The sequence below is a fragment of the Streptomyces sp. SID8352 genome (assembly GCF_009862265.1).
In the GTDB taxonomy this organism is placed as follows: Bacteria; Actinomycetota; Actinomycetes; order Streptomycetales; family Streptomycetaceae; genus Streptomyces.
On sequence record NZ_WWGX01000030.1, the window covers coordinates 100,568 to 118,256 of the forward strand.

Below are 17,689 nucleotides of genomic sequence, written 5' to 3' on the forward strand. Positions count from 1 at the left end.
GGTGGCAGCATGGGCGGTGTGACGGCAGCCGCACCCATGGAGATCGAGAAGACCGAACCGGCGGAGGAGGTCCTCGCCGTACCCGAGCCCGACGTGCCCTGGGTGACGATCGTCCACAACGATCCGGTCAACCTCATGAGTTACGTGACCTACGTCTTCCAGTCGTACTTCGGCTATCCGAAGGACAAGGCCACCAAGCTGATGCTCGACGTGCACCACAAGGGCCGGGCGGTCGTCTCCAGCGGCTCCCGCGAGGAGATGGAGCGGGACGTCCAGGCCATGCACGGCTACGGTCTGTGGGCCACCCTCCAGCAGGACCGGAAATGACCCGCCCGCCCGCAGGACGGAAGTAGCTGAATCGCCTTCATGCCCGGACAATTCGAACCGATCCCCGGCGGCGGCGCGGCCGTCGCCCTCGACGACGTCGAGGTCTCCATCATCCGGTCCCTCGCCGTGCAGCTCCTGGAGCTGATCGGCCCCGGCCCCGCCGAGGACGCGCCCGACGACCCGCTGGCGGAGCTGTTCGCCGAGGGCCCCAGCGAGCCTCCCTCGGACCCGGTGCTGCGCCGCCTCTTCCCGGACGCCTACGGGGACCCCCTGGGCACCCCGCAGGCCGCCGAGGCCGAGGAGCAGCGGGCGCACTCCGCCGAGTTCCGCCGCTACACCGAGAACGACCTGCGGACCGGCAAGCGCGAGAGCGCCCTCGTGGTGGTCCGCACCCTGGACGCGCTGTCCACCGGCGCGGCGGGGGAGGGCGGGGCGGTGCTGAAGCTCTCGCCGGAGGAGTCCCGGCAGTGGCTCCGCGCCCTGAACGACCTGCGCCTCGCGATCGGCGCCCGGCTGGAGATCGCCGACGAGGACGACACGGACCTGCTGTACCGGCTGCCCGACGAGGACCCCCGCAAGCCGATGGTGATGGCGTACCTGTGGCTGGGCGGGCTCCAGGAGTCCCTGGTCGCCACGCTGCTGCCCTGAGGGGCCCGCCCCTGCGGCGTGCGGCTCACCCCGACCCCGGAATGGTCGTCCGGAGCCCCGGGCGGCTCCCCGAGGTGCCGCCCGGGGCTCCGGCGCGGGCCGCGGCGGACGCCCCGAACGGCGCCGCGTCCCGCATGACGCCGCGCGTGCCCGGGGGCGCCGCCCCGAACCCGGCGGGTCATCCGCCCGGCGGAACCCCCTCACCCGGGCGGCGGCGGTGCCGGGCCCCGCCCACCCCGTCCGCGACCCCTTCGGCGCGCCCCGCGCCCGCCCGCTCCCACCCCGTGCCGTCCCCGCCGTCCTTCCCGGGCACCCGCTCGCACCGCCCCGGCGCACCGCCCCGCTCGCACCGCCCGTACCCCGCCCCCGGCGTGCCCCGGAGCCCGCCGCCCCGCATTCCGGTATGACTGTCCGGCGTCCACCGGGGCACCCGCTGTCACCGAGCGGCGCGCCGACCGTGCCGCGACCGCCCGGCGGGCACCGATCGGACGCCCGGCCGGGTGCGCCACCGGGCCGGTGACCGCCGGCCGGGCACGGGCGGGAGGGGACCCGCCGCACTCCGTCGACCGGGGGGCCGAGGACCGGTCCGGTGCCGACGGGGCCCGGGGCGGCTGGGAGAGAGGCGCACCGCACATGACCGCTGGGCAGGTCGAGAAGGAGAGGGCCCCGGAAGAGGGGTACGAGCGCGGACTCGGCAGCCGCCAGGTCCAGATGATCGCGATCGGCGGCGCCATCGGCGTCGGGCTCTTCCTGGGGGCCGGGGCGAACATCGCCAAGGCGGGCCCCGGCATCATCCTCATGTACGCCCTCGCGGGCCTCATCATCTTCTTCGTCATGCGGGCCCTCGGCGAGCTGCTGCTCTACCGCCCGGTCTCGGGCTCCTTCGCGGAGTACTCGCGCGAGTTCCTCGGCCCGTTCTTCGGCTACTTCACCGGGTGGACCTACTGGCTGATGTGGGTGGTCACCGGAATGGCCGAGCTGACCGCCGCCGCCATCTACATCCACTACTGGTTCCCCGGGGTGCCCCAGTGGCTCTCGGCCCTGGTCTTCCTGCTCGTGCTGTTCACGGCCAACCTGATCTCGGTGCGGCTGTTCGGTGAGATCGAGTTCTGGTTCTCGATGGTCAAGGTCACCGCCATCGTCGGCATGATCGTGATCGGGCTCGGGGTGCTCACCCTCGGCTTCAGCCAGGCCGGGGACACCGCCGCCGTCTCCAACCTCTGGGCCCTCGGCGGCTTCTTCCCCGAGGGCGTCGGCTCCTCCCTGATGACCCTCCAGGGCGTCATGTTCGCCTACCTCGCCGTCGAGCTGGTCGGCGTCACCGCGGGGGAGTCCGAGAACCCCGCCGAGACCCTCCCCAGGGCCATCAACACCCTGCCCTGGCGCATCGCCCTGTTCTACGTGGGCTCGCTCACCGTCATCCTCGCGGTGGTCCGGTGGACCGAGTTCGGGGAGGGCGTCAGCCCCTTCGTGCGGGCCTTCGCGGTCATCGGCATCCCGGCCGGCGCCGGCATCGTGAACTTCGTGGTCCTCACCGCCGCCCTGTCCTCCTGCAACTCCGGGATGTACTCCACGGGCCGCATGCTGCGCACCCTCGCGGACAACGGCGAGGCACCCGCCGTCCTGCGCCGGCTGTCCTCCACCAGGACGCCCGCCGTCGGCATCACCGTCTCCACGGTCTGCATGGCCGTCGGCGTGCTGCTCAACTACGTGGTTCCCGAGCGGGCCTTCCTGTACGTCACCTCCGTCGCCACCGCGGCCGGCATCTGGACCTGGCTGATGATCCTGGTCTGCCACGTCCGCTACCGCCGCGGGGTGGCCGCCGGACGGCTGCCCGCCTCGTCCTTCCCCGCGCCCGGCGGCTCGGCCTTCTCCTGGGTCGCCATCGCCTTCCTCCTCTTCGTCACCGGACTCATCGCCTGCGATGCCGAGGCCCGCGTCTGCCTGTACGTGATGGCGGGCTGGGCCGCCGCCCTGGGCGCCGGCTGGGCGGTGCTGCGCGTCCGCGCCGCCCGCGCCGCCGGGCGCCGCGGCGAGCCCGAGTTCGAGAGGCTCGGCTGACCGGCGCGTTCGCGCGTCCGAGGACGTCCGGCCGCCGGGGAGGTCCGTGGCGGCCCCGCGGTCACCGCTCGGGGCGTCCGGCATGTGGGCCGCCCCGTACCACTCCTCGGTACGGGGTCGACCCCGCGCCTATGCTGGCCGACATGCTGACCATCACCCAGGCGCTGTACGACCGGATCGTCGACCACGCGCGCGAGGACCACCCCGACGAGGCGTGCGGCGTGATCGCCGGGCCCGCGGGGGAGGGCCGTCCCGAGCGGTTCATCCCGATGCTGAACGCGGCCCGCTCGCCCACTTTCTACGAGTTCGACTCGCAGGACCTGCTCAAGCTCTACCGCGAGATGGACGACCGCGACGAGGAGCCGGTGGTCGTCTACCACTCCCACACGGCGACCGAGGCCTTCCCCTCCCGCACCGACATCACCTACGCCAACGAGCCCGGCGCCCACTACGTCCTGGTCTCCACCGCGGACACCGACGGGGCCGGGGAGTTCCAGTTCCGGTCGTTCCGGATCGTGGACGGCGAGGTGACCGAGGAGGAGGTCCGGGTGGTCGGGGCGTACTGAACCGGCCACCACCGCGGCCCCGCGCCGCCCCGTCCCGCCCGGCACGCCGGGCCGCCCCGCACCGCCCGCGCACCGTGTCCCGGCCACGGGCTTCCCGCAGTACGGACGGATTGCGTCCGAAGGATGAGATCACACTCCGGAATCCGGACCGGGAATCGATACGATGAGCCCATGGTTCTTCTCGACGTGAGTGAAAAGGCGCGGGGCATCCGGCTCGTGGCGCGACTGCACGTCGACCTGTGCAGGCTGAACAGCGCCATCTGTTGATCCTCCGCTGCCGCCGTACGGCCCGTGAGCCGCGGCGCGCCGCCGCGCCGCCGCGCGCCCTCCGAACCTACGACACCTTCCGACAGGAGCCCTGAGCCATGGCCATCGAGGTCCGCATCCCCACCATCCTCCGCACGTACACCGACGGCCAGAAGGCGGTGGAGGGCAAGGGAGACACCCTCGCCGAGCTGTTCGCCGACCTTGAGACCCGCCACACCGGCATCGAGGCCCGCATCGTCGACGACGGCAAGCTGCGCCGCTTCGTCAACGTGTACCTCAACGACGAGGACGTCCGCTTCCTGGACGGCCTCGGCACCCGGCTGGGCGACGGCGACAGCATCACGATCCTGCCGGCGGTCGCCGGCGGCATGGCCTGATAGCCCCATGCGCTACGACTCCCCGCTGGCCGCGGTGGGCAACACCCCTCTGGTGTGCCTGCCGCGGCTCTCGCCGTCCGACGACGTCCGCATCTGGGCCAAGCTGGAGGACCGCAACCCCACCGGCTCCGTCAAGGACCGGCCCGCGCTGCACATGATCGAGCAGGCGGAGAAGGACGGCCGCCTCACCCCGGGCTGCACGATCCTGGAGCCCACCTCCGGCAACACCGGCATCTCGCTCGCCATGGCGGCCCGGCTCAAGGGCTACCGCATCGTCTGCGTGATGCCCGAGAACACCTCCCAGGAGCGCCGGGACCTGCTCGCCATGTGGGGCGCGGAGATCATCTCCTCACCGGCCGCCGGCGGCTCCAACACCGCCGTGCGGGTCGCCAAGGAGCTGTCCGCCGAGCACCCGGACTGGGTGATGCTCTACCAGTACGGCAACCCGGACAACGCGGGCGCCCACTACGCGACCACCGGTCCGGAGATCCTGGCCGACCTGCCCTCGATCACCCACTTCGTGGCCGGACTCGGCACCACCGGCACCCTGATGGGCGTCGGCCGCTATCTGCGCGAACACAAGCCCGGCGTGCAGATCGTCGCCGCCGAGCCGCGCTACGACGACCTCGTCTACGGACTGCGCAACCTCGACGAGGGCTTCGTCCCCGAGCTGTACGACTCCTCCGTGCTCACCACCCGCTTCTCGGTGGGCTCGGCCGACGCGGTCACCCGCACCCGCGAACTCCTCCAGCAGGAGGGCATCTTCGCGGGCATCTCCACCGGCGCGGCCCTGCACGCCGCGATCGGCGTCGGCAGGAAGGCGGTGAAGGCCGGCGAGAGCGCCGACATCGCCTTCGTCGTCGCCGACGGCGGCTGGAAGTACCTCTCGACGGGCGTCTACACGGCGGCCACCACCGAGGAGGCCATCGCCACCGTCCAGGGCCAGCTCTGGGCCTGACCGCGGCCGCCGCCGCTACCGGGCGAGGTGCCTGACCCGGTCCCACAGGGCCGGGTCCACCTCGCCCACCCGGCGCCGGAAGTCCCCCACCGGGACCCGGCGCAGCTCCTCCGTCTCCAGGAAGCCCACCCGGCCGCGCGCGTCCCCGACCGCTCCGGGCGGCAGCGCGATCACCCCCGGCCGGCCCTGCCGGTCCCGGCTGGTGATCTTCGCGACCAGGGCCCGCCGCCCGCGCACCGCGAGCACCAGACAGGGCCGGTCCTTCGCCCCCGGCCCGTCCTCGAAGGGCACCCGCGCCCACCAGATCTCCGCCGGCCGCGGCCGGGGCGCCCGCTCCCGCGCCCCCCGGGGACCCCGGGGCGGACGCCGGGTACCGGCCGGCCGCCGCCCCCGGCCCCAGCCGTCGACGGCCGAGGCCACGAGGGCCAGCAGCACCACCGCCGCCAGAGCGAGCCACCATGACGTGTCCATAGCCACGACCGTACCGGCGCGCGGAGGCCGCGCGCGCCCCCTCCGCGGCCCCGGGCGCCCCGCGTCCAGCCGAACCGGTGACACCACAGGTGAGTTCGCCCACAACCGCCCCTGGCGGAGGAGCGACCCGCGGATTCCCGCCTTACGCTCGACGGACCGTACGCCCCCCGCCCCTCCCCCCACCCGCCAGCGGAGGTTTCTGCAGCATGAAGCTCACCGTCGTCGGCTGCTCGGGGTCGTTCCCGTCCGCGGAATCGGCCTGTTCGAGCTACCTCGTCGAGGCCGACGGCTTCCGGCTGCTCCTCGACCTGGGCAACGGCGCCCTCGGCGAGCTGCAGCGCCACTGCGGTCTCTACGACCTCGACGCGATCTTCCTCAGCCATCTGCACGCGGACCACTGCATCGACATGTGCGGCTACTTCGTGGCGCGCTACTACCGGCACGACGGCGGGCGCTGCGCCCCCCTGCCGGTCTACGGTCCCGAGGGCACCGAGCACCGGCTGACCACCGCGTACGCCGACACCCCGTCCGCGTCGTCGATGAGCGAGGTCTTCGACTTCCACACGGTCAAGCCCTCCAGCTTCGAGATCGGCCCCTTCACCGTGCACACCGAGCGCGTCGCCCACCCCGTGGAGGCCTACGCCATCCGCGTCGAGCACGGCGGGCGCTCACTGACCTACTCCGGGGACACCGGGGTCACCCCGGTGCTGGACGAACTGGCCCGGGACACCGACCTGTTCCTGTGCGAGGCCGCGTTCACATACGGCAAGGAGGACATCCCGGACCTCCACCTCAACGGCCGCGAGGCGGGGGAGACCGCGGCGCGGGCCGGGGTCCGCCGCCTGGTCCTCACCCACATCCCGCCGTGGACGGACCCCCGGGTCAACCTGGCCGACGCCCGCCGGGCCTACCGCGGCCCGGCCTCGGTGGCCGAGGCCGGCGCGGTGTACGAGATCTGACGCCCCGGGCCCGGCGTCCCCTTTCCGGGTGGCGGCCCGGCGCCCCCTCTCCCTCCGTGCGGCGGCCCCGCCCCTCTCCTCCCGAGCGGCCCGCCCCTGCCCGCGGCATCCCGCCCCGGGCGGCGACCCGCCCCGCTCCACCTCGCGCCCGGACGCACCGCACCCCCGGGCGTCGGTCGCCCGGGGGTGCGGTGGGGGTGCTGCGGAGGCGCGGGACTCCTCCGGAGTCCTACTTGGCCTCGGCCTTCTGCAGTTCGGCCAGCTCCTCGTCGGACTCGCGGCCCGGCGTCGGCAGGTTGAACCTGCTGATGGCGAAGCGGAAGACGAAGTAGTAGACCACCGCGAAGCAGAGGCCCACCAGCGCCAGGCCCCAGGGGTTGTTGGCGATGCCCAGGTTCAGGAAGAAGTCGACCGCGCCGGCCGAGAAGCCGAAGCCGTCCTTCATGCCCAGCGCCCAGGTCAGCGCCATCGAGACACCGGTGAGCACCGCGTGGATCGCGTACAGCACCGGGGCGATGAACATGAACGTGAACTCGATGGGCTCGGTGACACCGGTGACGAACGAGGTGAGCGCGAGCGAGAACATCATGCCGCCGACGACCTTGCGACGCTCGGGGCGGGCGCAGTGCACGATCGCGAGACAGGCCGCGGGCAGCGCGAACATCATGATCGGGAAGAAGCCGGTCATGAACTGCCCGGCGGTCGGGTCGCCGGCGAGGAAGCGGGCGATGTCACCGCTCTTGCCCTCGTAGTCGCCCGCCTGGAACCACGGGAAGGAGTTCAGCAGGTGGTGCATGCCGATCGGGATGAGCGCGCGGTTGGCGACACCGAAGATGCCGGCGCCCGCGGCACCCGAACCGACCAGCCACTCACCGAAGTTGTGCAGGCCCGTGCCGAGCACCGGCCAGATGTAGCCGAAGACGATGCCGAGCAGCAGGCCCGCGAAGGCGGACAGGATCGGCACCAGGCGGCGACCGCCGAAGAAGCCCGCCCAGTCGGGCAGCTTGGTCCGGTAGAAGCGCTGGTAGAGCAGCGCCACCACGAGGCCCATCACCACACCGCCGAGGACCTTGGCGTCCACCGGCGCGTCCGTCATGACCACCTTGCCGTCGACGGCCTTGGCGATCTGCGGGAGGTTCTTGTCGGTGAACGTGGCCAGCACGTTCTTGAAGACGAGGTAGCCGACGACCGCCGCGAGCGCGGTCGAACCGTCCGACTTCTTGGCGAAGCCGATGGAGATGCCCACGGCGAACAGCAGCGCCATGTTGTCGAGGATCGCGTTGCCGCCGGCCGCCATGAACCCGGCTATCTTCGTCAGGAAGGCCGGGAACTCCGGTCGGCCCAGCATGTCGTCGTTGCCGAGACGCACCAGGAGCGCGGCGGCGGGCAGCACGGCCACCGGCAGCATGAGGCTGCGGCCGATGCGCTGCAGGACAGACATCACACCGGCACCCTTCTTCTTGTCGGCCGCGGGCGCGGCGCTGTCCGTGGACACAACTTCCTCCATTGAGACAGGGGCGCCGGCCCGGTCGGGGGAGAGGGGGACGGCGGCAGACAGGTCTACACCACTCAGTGGTTTAGACCTGTTGTACACGATGAGGGCCACGTAAGGAACCCGTGATTCCGCGACCGGACCGCTACGCGGAGTGCCGGGCCGGGAAGCCCCGGCCGGACGCCGGGGAAGGTCGGCGGAGGGCGGCGCTCCGCCGCCGGGGAACCCGCCGTCCGGGGCCGGATTCCTTGCCCAGGGTGCCATGCGGCCCTTGTGCGGCCAAGACCCCGGAGCCCCTCGCGCACCGCCGCGACGGTCGGGGCGCCATGGGGAGCGGCGGCCCTCCGGACCCCCTGTGAACACGTTGCGTGACGATCCGCTCGCCCGTCGGCGCCCCCCCGCCGGCGCGAGCACCGGCCCCCGCGTCCCCTCCCCGGGACCCCGCGCCCCTCCTTGGGCGCCCGCGCCCCTTCCTGGGACCCCGCACCCCGTTCCGGAGTCCGCGCCCGCTTCCCCGTTCCGGCCGTCCCGCCCCGCGCCCGGGCGCGTCCCGCCGGTCCCGGCCCGGCAGGGTGCCGTCCACCCCGGTCCGGAAGGGCACCCCCATCCCCGGCCGGGAAGGGCGCCGTCCACGCCCCGGCCCGGCAGGGCCCCGACCACCCGGCAGGCCCCCCGCCCGGAGGGGCCCCGCACGCACGGGCGCCCGGCCGGATCGTCCCGGCCGGGCGCCCCCACGGTGCCGCCGGTCCGGCGGCGCGCGGTCTACTTCGTGACGTCCTCCACCTCGTCCTCCGGCTCCCGGCCCGGAGTCCTCAGGTCGAACTTCATGATCGCGAACCGGAAGACCGCGTAGTACACCACCGCGAAGCCCAGGCCGATCGGGATGATCAGCCACGGCTTGGTCGCCAGGTTCCAGTTGATGATGTAGTCGATCAGGCCCGCCGAGAAGCTGAACCCGTCCTTCACCCCCAGCGCCCAGGTCAGCGCCATCGACACACCGGTGAGCACCGCGTGGATCGCGTACAGCACCGGCGCGATGAACAGGAACGAGTACTCCAGCGGCTCCGTGATGCCCGTCACGAACGACGTCAGCGCCACCGACAGCATCAGGCCGCCGACCTCCTTGCGGCGGTGCGGCTTCGCGCAGTGCGTCATCGCCAGTGCCGCGGCCGGCAGCGCGAACATCATGATGGGGAAGAAGCCCGTGGTGAACTGACCCGCGGTCGGGTCGCCCGCCAGGAACATGTTGATGTCACCGTGCACCACCGTGCCGTCCGGCCTGGTGTAGCTGCCGAACTGGAACCACATCGGCACGTTGAGGAACTGGTGCAGCCCGATCACCAGCAGCGCCCGGTTGGCCAGGCCGAACACGCCCGCGCCCCAGGCGCCGATCCCGTTCAGCCAGTCGCTGAAGCTCTCCAGCGCGTCACCGATCGGCGGCCAGATCCACAGGCACACCGCGGCGAAGAGGATCGCCACGAACGCCATGATGATCGGCACCAGCCGGCGGCCGTTGAAGAAGCCCAGCCAGTCCACCAGCTTCGTACGGTGGAAGCGCTGCCAGAAGTACGCCGTCATCAGCCCCATCACGATGCCGCCGAACACCCCCGGGTTCTGGAAGACGAACGACGTCACGTCGCCCGAACCGTCGGTCGCCTGGCAGCCGACCTGCGGCACCACCTTCGACCCTCCCGGGCAGTCCTCCGGGAACTGGCGCAGCACGTTGAAGTAGACGAGGAAGCCCGCCACCGCCGCCAGCGCGGTCGAACCGTCCGACTTCCTGGCCATGCCGATCGCCACGCCCACGCAGAACAGCAGCGGCAGCCCCAGCGAACCGTCCAGCAGCGCACCGCCGGCGCCGGTCATCACCTTGGAGGCGTTGGTCCAGCCCAGTCCGTCGTCGCCGAAGACGTCCGGCTGCCCCAGCCGGTTGAGAATGCCCGCCGCGGGCAGGACCGCGATGGGCAACTGAAGACTCCGGCCCATCTTCTGCAGTCCCTGGAACAGGGTGTTCCAACGGGCACGAGCGGGGCCAACCGCGGCATCGGCACTCATCCGGTCTCCCTCCGGCCGTCCTGAGGCGGTGGTTTGGCGGCCGTTGGTCGGGTGGTGTAGACCAGTTGACGAACGGTTCCGCTGTCGTGACGCCATCATTCGGTACACACCGGACGACCGCTCGCGAAGTTGGGCCGACTGTGGGTTACTGCCACAAAGCGGTTTCGGATCAGGGAGAACGAACATGGCCAGCAAGGCTGAGAAGATCGTCGCCGGCCTCGGCGGCATCGACAACATCGACGAGATCGAGGGGTGCATCACGCGCCTGCGCACCGAGGTCAACGACCCCGCCCTGGTCGACGACGCCGCGCTGAAGGCCGCCGGCGCCCATGGCGTCGTCAAGATGGGGACCGCCGTCCAGGTCGTCATCGGCACCGACGCCGACCCGATCGCCGCGGAGATCGAAGACATGATGTGAACCACCGGTTCACCGCCCGAGGGGCCCCTCCACCGCGGAGAGGGCCCCTCCGGCATGCCCCCTCCTCCCGGGGGAGGGACCCCTCCGGACGGGCCCGCTAGGCTCACCCGCATGTCACGCATCGACGGCCGCACCCCCGAACAGCTCCGCCCCGTCACCATCGAACGCGGCTGGAGCAAGCACGCCGAGGGCTCCGTCCTCGTCTCCTTCGGCGACACCAAGGTGCTCTGCACCGCCTCCGTCACCGAGGGCGTCCCCCGCTGGCGCAAGGGCAGCGGCGAGGGCTGGGTCACCGCCGAGTACGCCATGCTGCCCCGCGCCACCAACACCCGCGGCGACCGCGAGTCCGTCAAGGGCCGCATCGGCGGCCGCACCCACGAGATCAGCCGCCTCATCGGACGCTCCCTGCGGGCGGTCGTCGACTACAAGGCCCTCGGCGAGAACACCGTCGTCCTGGACTGCGACGTCCTCCAGGCCGACGGCGGCACCCGCACCGCCGCCATCACCGGCGCCTACGTCGCCCTCGCCGACGCCGTCACCTGGGCCCAGGGCCGCAAGATCGTCAAGGCCGGGCGCAAGCCCCTCATCGGCACCGTCTCCGCCGTCTCCGTCGGCATCGTCGGCGGCACCCCGCTCCTCGACCTGCGCTACGAGGAGGACGTGCGCGCCGACACCGACATGAACGTCGTCTGCACCGGCGACGGCCGCTTCGTCGAGGTCCAGGGCACCGCCGAGGCCGAACCCTTCGCCCGCGACGAACTGAACGCCCTCCTCGACCTCGCCGCCGCCGGCTGCGCCGAGCTGACCCGCGCCCAGCGCGCGGCCCTCGAAGCGGTCTTTGGCCAGTAGGCCCGGCCCGGCCCCCGGAGACACCCGCGGGGCCCCGCACACCTCCGGAAGCACCCCGAGGACAGGGCGAGGGGCACACCGGGAACGCGGAAGGCCGGCCGACCGCGCAACTCGGCCGCCCCCGGAGGCGTCCACACCAGTACAGCCGCACGGGCGTACGGCAGCACCGCCGTACGCCCGGCGCCGTACCGAACCCGGGCGCCCGGCCCGGTCACCAGGGGAGGACCGAAGACCATGGCCGCGACCCGACGCAGCCGCCGTACCGCCACAGCCGCCGCGGTCCTGGCGGCCGTCGCCCTCACCGCCGGACTGACCACCGGCTGCGACGCCGTCGGCAAGGCGCTCGACTGTGTCACGACCGCCGACGCCATCGCGGACGCCGTCACCGACCTCCAGCAGACCGTGGAGAGCGCGCCCGACGACCCCGGCCGGCTCAAGGAGTCCCTCGACGCCATCGAGAAGAACATCGACGACATCAAGAAGGAGACCGACGACGCCGACGTCGGCAAGGCCGTCGAACGGCTGGGCGCGGCCGTCGGCGGCATCCGCACCGCCGTGGACGACGGCGACACCACCCCCGACCTGAGCCCCCTCACCGACGCGGCGGGCGAACTGACCAAGGTCTGCACCCCGTAGGGCCGTCCCGGGCGCCGCGGCGGACCGCCGTGCCCGCCCGGGAGCACGGGACACCCCCGGCCGGACGGCGGGTGACGGCGAAGCGGGGGCGGCCGGGATACTGGACCCCATGAGCCGCCTGATCCTCGCCACCCGCAACGCCGGAAAGATCGTCGAACTGAGGGCCATCCTCGCCGAAGCGGGACTGCCGCACGACCTCGTCGGCGCGGACGCCTACCCGGACGTCCCCGACGTCAGGGAGACCGGCGTCACCTTCGCCGAGAACGCCCTCCTCAAGGCCCACGCCCTGGCCCGCGCCACCGGCCTGCCCGCCGTGGCCGACGACTCCGGGCTCTGCGTCGACGTCATGAACGGGGCCCCCGGCATCTTCTCCGCCCGCTGGGCCGGGCGCCACGGCGACGACCGGGCCAACCTCGATCTGCTCCTCGCCCAGCTCGCGGACATCGCCGACGAGCACCGCGGCGCCCACTTCGCCTGCGCCGCCGCCCTCGCCCTGCCCGACGGCACCGAACGCGTCGTCGAGGGCCGGCTGACCGGCACCCTGCGCCACGAACCCGCCGGAACGGGCGGCTTCGGCTACGACCCGGTCCTCCAGCCCGAGGGCGGGACCCGCACCTGCGCCGAACTGACGGCCGCCGAGAAGAACGCGATCAGCCACCGCGGCAAGGCCTTCCGCGCCCTGGTCCCGGTGGTCCGGGAACTGCTGGGCTGAGCGGCCTGGGGTCTTTCGCCTGGATCGGGCCGGACCCCGCGAGCCCGGCATGATCCGAACGAGAGGCCCCAAGGCCCCCGCCCCGTGAAGGAGCGGGGGCCGGTGTGCAGTGCGCCCGGTCGGATTCGAACCGACAAACACAACCACCTAAAGATTGCCGCTCGGCCATTGGCGTACGGGCGCCCAACCCGGCCCATTCTACTGGGGATCGCCGGGGCGCCGACGCCCGCCTCCGCACCGGGTGCCGGTCGTCGCGCGGCGGTTCGGACTCGGCGGCCGGGGATCCGTCCGCCGGTCGGCGCACCGGGGCCGCACCCGGAGGCGCGGCACGTCCACCCCGGGTCCGGCCGCGCGTCCGCGGCCCCGTACGGAGCGGCGAACCGGATGCCGGACGGTCACGCGTGGAACGCGGAAGGGCCCGTACCGGGTCCTGTCGGGAGCCGGTACGGGCCCTGCGGGGGGATCCCTCAGATGCCCAGGTCCTTGATGATCTTGGCTACGTGGCCGGTCGCGCGGACGTTGTAGAGGGCGCGCTCGACCCTGCCCTCCTCGTCCACGACGATCGTGGAGCGGATGACGCCCATGTAGGTGCGGCCGTAGTTCTTCTTCTCGCCGTAGGCGCCGTAGGCCTCCAGGACCTTCTTGCCGGGGTCGGCGAGGAGGGTGACCTTCAGGGACTCCGCCTCGCGGAACTTCGCCAGCTTCGCGGGCTGGTCGGGGGAGACGCCGATCACGTCGTACCCGGCGCCGGCCAGCAGCTCCAGGTTGTCGGTGAAGTCGCACGCCTGCTTGGTGCAGCCGGGGGTGAGGGCCGCGGGGTAGAAGTAGACGATGACCTTGCGGCCCTTGTGGTCGGACAGGGACACCTCGGTGCCGTCGGCGTCCGGGAGGGTGAAGGCGGGGGCCACGTCGCCGGGCTGGAGTCGCTCGCTCATCGATCCAGCGTAACCGGGGGTGCTGACCGTGCGCGGCGGCGTGGAGCTGACAGACTGTCCGGGACAGCGTCAGCAGACTTCGGAGGCCCCACGGTGGCGGACACGTCGGACACCAGAACCCCGGCGCAGATCGAGGCGGACATCAGGCGCCGCCGCGAGACCCTGGCCGAGACGCTCGACGAGATCGGGGTGCGGGTGCACCCCAGCACGATCGTCGGCGACGCCCGCGCCCGGGTCGCGTCGAGCATCGACCACACGCTCGGGCGGGCGTACGTCGGCGTGAACCGCGCGCTCAGCGGGGTGAGGGCGCGGTTCGTGGACGAGGAGGGCGCTCCGCGGCCGGAGCGGATCGTGCCCGCGGCGCTCCTCGCCGTCGGTGTGGTGGGGCTGGTCGTCCTGGGCACCCGGCGGCGCGGGGACTGAGGCGGGGCAGGTAGGTTCTGGTCCGTGAGCGCCAACAGAAACGAGCCCGGCAGCCCCGACGACAAGCTGCCCATCCGCATGCTCCACGACCGCGTCCTCGTGCGTCAGGACGCCGGAGAGGGCGAGCGCCGTTCCGGGGGCGGCATCCTCATCCCCGCCACGGCGGCGGTCGGCAAGCGACTGGCCTGGGCCGAGGTGGTCGCGGTGGGACAGAACGTACGAACCGTGGAGCCGGGTGACCGGGTGCTGTACGACCCGGAGGACCGGGCCGAGGTCGAGGTGCGGGGCACCGCGTACGTGCTGATGCGCGAGCGGGACCTGCACGCCGTGGCCGCCGACCGGTTCGAGGGGTCGGAGGACTCCACGGGGCTGTACCTCTGACACCGCGGGTCCGGTGCCGTCGTCGGCGCCGGGGCCCCGCCGGGACATCTCCCGGCCCGTTCCCGCCCGTTCGTGCCCGAGGGGCCGGTGACCGAGGTCACCGGCCCCTTCGCGTGCCCTTTGCTACGGTGGGGCCATCCCGACGAGACGCGCCGTACCGGGCCGAAGGAAAAGACGACGCACCACCGTTCCCCTTTTCTTTCGCGGAGGTGCCGTCATGGCATGGGTTCTGCTGGTCATCGCCGGTCTGCTGGAGGTCGGCTGGTCGATCGGGATGAAGTACACCGACGGGTTCACCCGGCTGGTGCCCAGTCTGTTCACCGGTGCCGGGATCGTCGTCAGCATGGTGCTGCTCTCCTACGCGGCCCGGACGCTGCCCATCGGCACCGCCTACGGCGTGTGGGTCGGCATCGGCGCGGCCGGCGCGGCGGTGCTCGGCATGCTGGTGCTCGGTGAGCCGGTCACCGCCGCCCGGATCTTCTTCATCTCGCTGCTGCTGGTCGCCGTGGTGGGGCTGAAGGCGACCTCGGGTCACTGACGCCGGGGCAGGGCGGGCGGGCTGTCGCTCGGCTGACCGGTGCCCGGCGCGGCGCCGCCCCCGCCGGCGCCGGCCGGGCCGCCGGTGCCCTCGGGGGTGCCGTCGCCGTCCCCGGTGCCGTCACCCGTGCCCTCGCCGTCCCCGATGATGCCGGGTCCGGTGCCGGGGTCGCCCGCGGTGGGGCCGGTGGTGGGTCCGGCGGTGCCGCTGTTGCCGTTGCTGCCGCCGGGCTCGGTGCCGGTGTCCGTGCCGGGGGTGCCGGTGGTGGTGCCCTCGTCGTCGCCCGGGGTCTCGGCGGTGTCGCCGCCGGGGCTCTCGCCGGTGCCGGGGGAGGCGGAGGCGTCGTCCTCGGGGGGCTCGGTGGCGTCCGCGCCCGGCTGGAGCCGGAGCTGGAAGTCGGTGACCGGCTGGCCCTCCAGGGCGTCGCGGGTGTACTGGGCCCAGATCTCGGCGGGCGCCCCGCCGCCGTTGATCCGGTCCAGGCCCATCGCGCCGTACAGCGGCATGTGCTTGGCGTTCACCGGGTCCTGGCCCATCACGGCGACGACGGTGACCAGATCGGGGGTGTAGCCCGCGAACCAGGCGGCCGTGTCCTGCTCGGCGGTGCCGGTCTTGCCGGCGGCGGGGCGCCCCGCCGCCAGGGCGGCGGTGGCGGTGCCCTGCTGGACGACGCCGCGCAGCACGGCGGTGGTGGTGTCGGCGGCCTCGCGGCTGACCGCCTGGCGCTCGCGCCGCTCGGGCAGCTCGACCTCGTGGGTGCCGTCCCGGACGACCTTCTCGACCAGCGTGTACGTGCCGTGCCGCCCGTGGTTGGCGAGCGTGGCGTAGGCCTGGGCCATGTCCAGGGGGCTGGCGGTGGCGGTGCCGAGCGCGAGGGCCGGCCCCTCGGGCATCTCGGGGGTGTCGGGGGACAGGCCGAGGTCGATCGCGGTCTGCCGGACCTTGGCGCCGCCGACGTCCACGGCCATCTGGGCGTACACGGCGTTCACCGACTTGTCGGTGGCCTCGCGGACGGTGATGTGGCCGTAGTCGCGGTGGTCCTCGTTCTCGGGGGCGTAGCGTCCGCCGGGCCAGCCCTCGACGGGGCGTTCGCTGGTGCCGTCGTAGCGGGTGTTGGGTTTGATCACCCGGCCGTCCTGGGTCTCGGCGTGGTTCTCGACGGCCGAGGCGAAGACGAACGGCTTGAAGGTGGAGCCGACCTGGAAGTCGCGGCGGGTGGCGTTGGGCGTGTACTGCTTCACGTAGTCGATGCCGTTGTACATCGCGACGACCTTGCCGGTCCTCGGGTCGATGGAGGCGCCGCCCGCGCGGACGTAGGTGTCGGCCTTGCGCTCCTTGTCGAGGCGGGCGACCAGCTTCTCGTCGACGGCCCGGACGAACGCGTCCTGCTTGTTCTTGCGCAGGGTGGTGGTGATGCGGTAGCCGCCGCGCTCGAACTCGGTCTCGTCGACGATCCCGTTCTGGATCAGGTGGTTCTTGACGATGCCGACGACATAGCCGCGCTGGCCGGACATGCCGGTGGAGGCGGTGGACGCCTTGGGCTCGGGGAAGGTCAGCCCGGCCCGTTCGGTGGCGGTGAGCCACCGCTGCTTGACCATGCCGTCCAGCACGTAGTTCCAGCGGGCCCGGGCGGCGGCGGTGTTCTCCGGGTGGGCGACGACGTCGTACTGGCTGGGGGCGTTGAGCAGGGAGGCCAGGTAGGCGCCCTGGGCGGCGGTGACGTCCTTGGCGTCGATGCCGTAGTAGGCCTGTGCGGCGGCCTGGATGCCGTAGGCGCCCCGGCCGAAGAAGCTGGTGTTGAGGTAGCCCTCCAGGATCTCGTTCTTGCTCTTCTCCCGGTCGAGCTTGACCGAGATGAAGAACTCCTTCACCTTGCGGGTGACGGTCTGCTCCTGGGCGAGGTAGTAGTTCTTGACGTACTGCTGGGTGATGGTGGAGCCGGACTGCTTGCCCTTGCCGGTGGCGGTGTTCCAGCCGGCCCGGATCATCGCCTGGGGGTCGACGGCGGACTCGGTGTAGAAGTCGCGGTCCTCGGCGGCCAGGACGGCGTGCTGGGCGTTCTCGGAGATCCGCTCCAGGGCGACGTTCTCCCGGTTGACCTCGCCGTCGCGGGCGAGGACGGTGCCGTCGGCGTAGAGGTAGACGTTGCTCTGCTTGGTGGCGAGGGCGTTGGCCGAGGGGATCTGCACCAGTGAGTAGCCGAGGAAGAAGCCGCCGACCACCAGCAGGGCGGCGACGACGAAGGTGCCCAGCACCATGCGCCAGGTGGGGATCAGCCGCCCCCAGCCGGTCCGCTTCGGCCGCCCGGACCTCTTCTTCCCGGCGGCTCCCGGACCCCCGGGCTCCGGGGCGCCCGCGGTCCGCGGCTCCCTCGGTTCCCAGCCCTGGTGCGGCTGCTGGGGCTGCGGCTCGTCGCTCATGTCGTGCACGGACTCCTGTTTCGCGTCGTACGGTCCCGTACGGCCTTGTGCGCTTCTGCGCCCTCTTGACGCCTCTGGTGAAGACTCTCGCACCGGGTGTTCCGTTCCCGCCCGACGGCACACGTGCCGGAGAAAACCCGTGGCCGGGCCCGCCGCCATCGCACTAGGCTCCTGCGCTTCGGTGCCGGGCGGAGGA

The 17,689-nt window shown here is 72.6% G+C and carries 20 protein-coding genes, 1 tRNA gene and 1 riboswitch; of the genes, 15 read left to right on the forward strand and 6 right to left on the reverse strand.

Annotated features, from left to right (window positions below; genetic code table 11):
* Positions 1-9: 9 nt before the first annotated feature.
* The 7 genes from clpS (at position 10) to GTY84_RS09785 (ending at position 5,204) form a co-directional block, all read left to right on the forward strand.
* Entirely contained in the window at positions 10-327 is a 318-nt protein-coding gene (clpS, locus tag GTY84_RS09760; RefSeq protein ID WP_161225757.1) for an ATP-dependent Clp protease adapter ClpS, read from the forward strand.
* A 39-nt stretch (positions 328-366) separates the two neighbouring features.
* The gene (locus GTY84_RS09765; protein WP_161225758.1) at positions 367-975 is read left to right on the forward strand and encodes a DUF2017 domain-containing protein; all 609 of its coding nucleotides are present in this window, start codon (positions 367-369) and stop codon (positions 973-975) included.
* Positions 976-1,608: 633 nt separating this feature from the next.
* Positions 1,609-3,036, forward strand: coding sequence for an amino acid permease (locus GTY84_RS09770; RefSeq protein WP_161225759.1), 1,428 nt, complete (start codon positions 1,609-1,611; stop codon positions 3,034-3,036).
* A gap of 143 nt (positions 3,037-3,179) precedes the next feature.
* Positions 3,180-3,602, forward strand: a complete 423-nt coding sequence (locus GTY84_RS09775; RefSeq protein ID WP_161225760.1) for a M67 family metallopeptidase — start codon at positions 3,180-3,182, stop codon at positions 3,600-3,602.
* A gap of 171 nt (positions 3,603-3,773) precedes the next feature.
* Positions 3,774-3,869 (forward strand): putative leader peptide, encoded by a 96-nt coding sequence (locus tag GTY84_RS34885; protein WP_321162673.1) that lies wholly within the window; start codon positions 3,774-3,776, stop codon positions 3,867-3,869.
* Between the two features lie 98 nt (positions 3,870-3,967).
* A complete protein-coding gene (locus GTY84_RS09780) occupies positions 3,968-4,246 on the forward strand; it encodes a MoaD/ThiS family protein (RefSeq protein ID WP_161225761.1) in 279 nt (92 codons plus the stop codon).
* Between the two features lie 7 nt (positions 4,247-4,253).
* A complete protein-coding gene (locus GTY84_RS09785) occupies positions 4,254-5,204 on the forward strand; it encodes a cysteine synthase (protein ID WP_161225762.1) in 951 nt (316 codons plus the stop codon).
* Between the two features lie 15 nt (positions 5,205-5,219).
* Here GTY84_RS09785 and GTY84_RS09790 read toward each other — a convergent pair whose 3' ends face one another.
* Complete coding sequence (locus tag GTY84_RS09790; RefSeq protein ID WP_161225763.1) at positions 5,220-5,675, reverse strand: type II toxin-antitoxin system PemK/MazF family toxin; 456 nt, start codon at positions 5,673-5,675, stop codon at positions 5,220-5,222.
* 206 nt (positions 5,676-5,881) lie between these two features.
* On the opposite strand from GTY84_RS09790, the gene GTY84_RS09795 reads away from it, so the two are divergent.
* Positions 5,882-6,634, forward strand: a complete 753-nt coding sequence (locus GTY84_RS09795) for an MBL fold metallo-hydrolase (protein WP_161225764.1) — start codon at positions 5,882-5,884, stop codon at positions 6,632-6,634.
* 229 nt (positions 6,635-6,863) lie between these two features.
* Here GTY84_RS09795 and GTY84_RS09800 read toward each other — a convergent pair whose 3' ends face one another.
* The gene (locus GTY84_RS09800) at positions 6,864-8,129 is read right to left on the reverse strand and encodes a PTS transporter subunit EIIC (protein ID WP_161225765.1); all 1,266 of its coding nucleotides are present in this window, start codon (positions 8,127-8,129) and stop codon (positions 6,864-6,866) included.
* 759 nt (positions 8,130-8,888) lie between these two features.
* A complete protein-coding gene (locus GTY84_RS09805) occupies positions 8,889-10,181 on the reverse strand; it encodes a PTS transporter subunit EIIC (protein WP_161225766.1) in 1,293 nt (430 codons plus the stop codon).
* A 184-nt stretch (positions 10,182-10,365) separates the two neighbouring features.
* Here GTY84_RS09805 and GTY84_RS09810 point away from each other — a divergent pair, with 184 nt between their 5' ends.
* From GTY84_RS09810 to rdgB, 4 genes are all read left to right on the forward strand, one after another.
* On the forward strand, positions 10,366-10,599 hold the full coding sequence (locus tag GTY84_RS09810; RefSeq protein WP_161225767.1) for a PTS glucose/sucrose transporter subunit IIB: 234 nt from the start codon (positions 10,366-10,368) through the stop codon (positions 10,597-10,599).
* Positions 10,600-10,710: 111 nt separating this feature from the next.
* On the forward strand, positions 10,711-11,448 hold the full coding sequence (gene rph, locus GTY84_RS09815; protein ID WP_161225768.1) for a ribonuclease PH: 738 nt from the start codon (positions 10,711-10,713) through the stop codon (positions 11,446-11,448).
* A 234-nt stretch (positions 11,449-11,682) separates the two neighbouring features.
* The gene (locus GTY84_RS09820) at positions 11,683-12,084 is read left to right on the forward strand and encodes a hypothetical protein (RefSeq protein ID WP_161225769.1); all 402 of its coding nucleotides are present in this window, start codon (positions 11,683-11,685) and stop codon (positions 12,082-12,084) included.
* Positions 12,085-12,193: 109 nt separating this feature from the next.
* On the forward strand, positions 12,194-12,796 hold the full coding sequence (gene rdgB, locus GTY84_RS09825) for an RdgB/HAM1 family non-canonical purine NTP pyrophosphatase (RefSeq protein WP_161225770.1): 603 nt from the start codon (positions 12,194-12,196) through the stop codon (positions 12,794-12,796).
* 110 nt (positions 12,797-12,906) lie between these two features.
* Here rdgB and GTY84_RS09830 read toward each other — a convergent pair.
* A tRNA-Leu gene (locus GTY84_RS09830) sits at positions 12,907-12,979 on the reverse strand.
* 284 nt (positions 12,980-13,263) lie between these two features.
* On the reverse strand, positions 13,264-13,731 hold the full coding sequence (bcp, locus tag GTY84_RS09835) for a thioredoxin-dependent thiol peroxidase (protein ID WP_161225771.1): 468 nt from the start codon (positions 13,729-13,731) through the stop codon (positions 13,264-13,266).
* A 93-nt stretch (positions 13,732-13,824) separates the two neighbouring features.
* On the opposite strand from bcp, the gene GTY84_RS09840 reads away from it, so the two are divergent.
* The 3 genes from GTY84_RS09840 to GTY84_RS09850 all read left to right on the forward strand — a co-directional run bounded on the left by GTY84_RS09840 (position 13,825) and on the right by GTY84_RS09850 (position 15,073).
* On the forward strand, positions 13,825-14,154 hold the full coding sequence (locus GTY84_RS09840; RefSeq protein WP_161225772.1) for a DUF3618 domain-containing protein: 330 nt from the start codon (positions 13,825-13,827) through the stop codon (positions 14,152-14,154).
* A 24-nt stretch (positions 14,155-14,178) separates the two neighbouring features.
* Positions 14,179-14,535, forward strand: a complete 357-nt coding sequence (locus tag GTY84_RS09845) for a co-chaperone GroES (protein ID WP_161225773.1) — start codon at positions 14,179-14,181, stop codon at positions 14,533-14,535.
* Positions 14,536-14,645: 110 nt separating this feature from the next.
* Positions 14,646-14,719, forward strand: a riboswitch (guanidine-III (ykkC-III) riboswitch).
* A gap of 33 nt (positions 14,720-14,752) precedes the next feature.
* A complete protein-coding gene (locus tag GTY84_RS09850; RefSeq protein ID WP_161225774.1) occupies positions 14,753-15,073 on the forward strand; it encodes an SMR family transporter in 321 nt (106 codons plus the stop codon).
* Here GTY84_RS09850 and GTY84_RS09855 read toward each other — a convergent pair.
* Complete coding sequence (locus GTY84_RS09855) at positions 15,067-17,493, reverse strand: transglycosylase domain-containing protein (protein ID WP_161225775.1); 2,427 nt, start codon at positions 17,491-17,493, stop codon at positions 15,067-15,069. The two genes, GTY84_RS09850 and GTY84_RS09855, sit on opposite strands and share 7 nt — an antisense overlap.
* Positions 17,494-17,689: the final 196 nt, after the last annotated feature.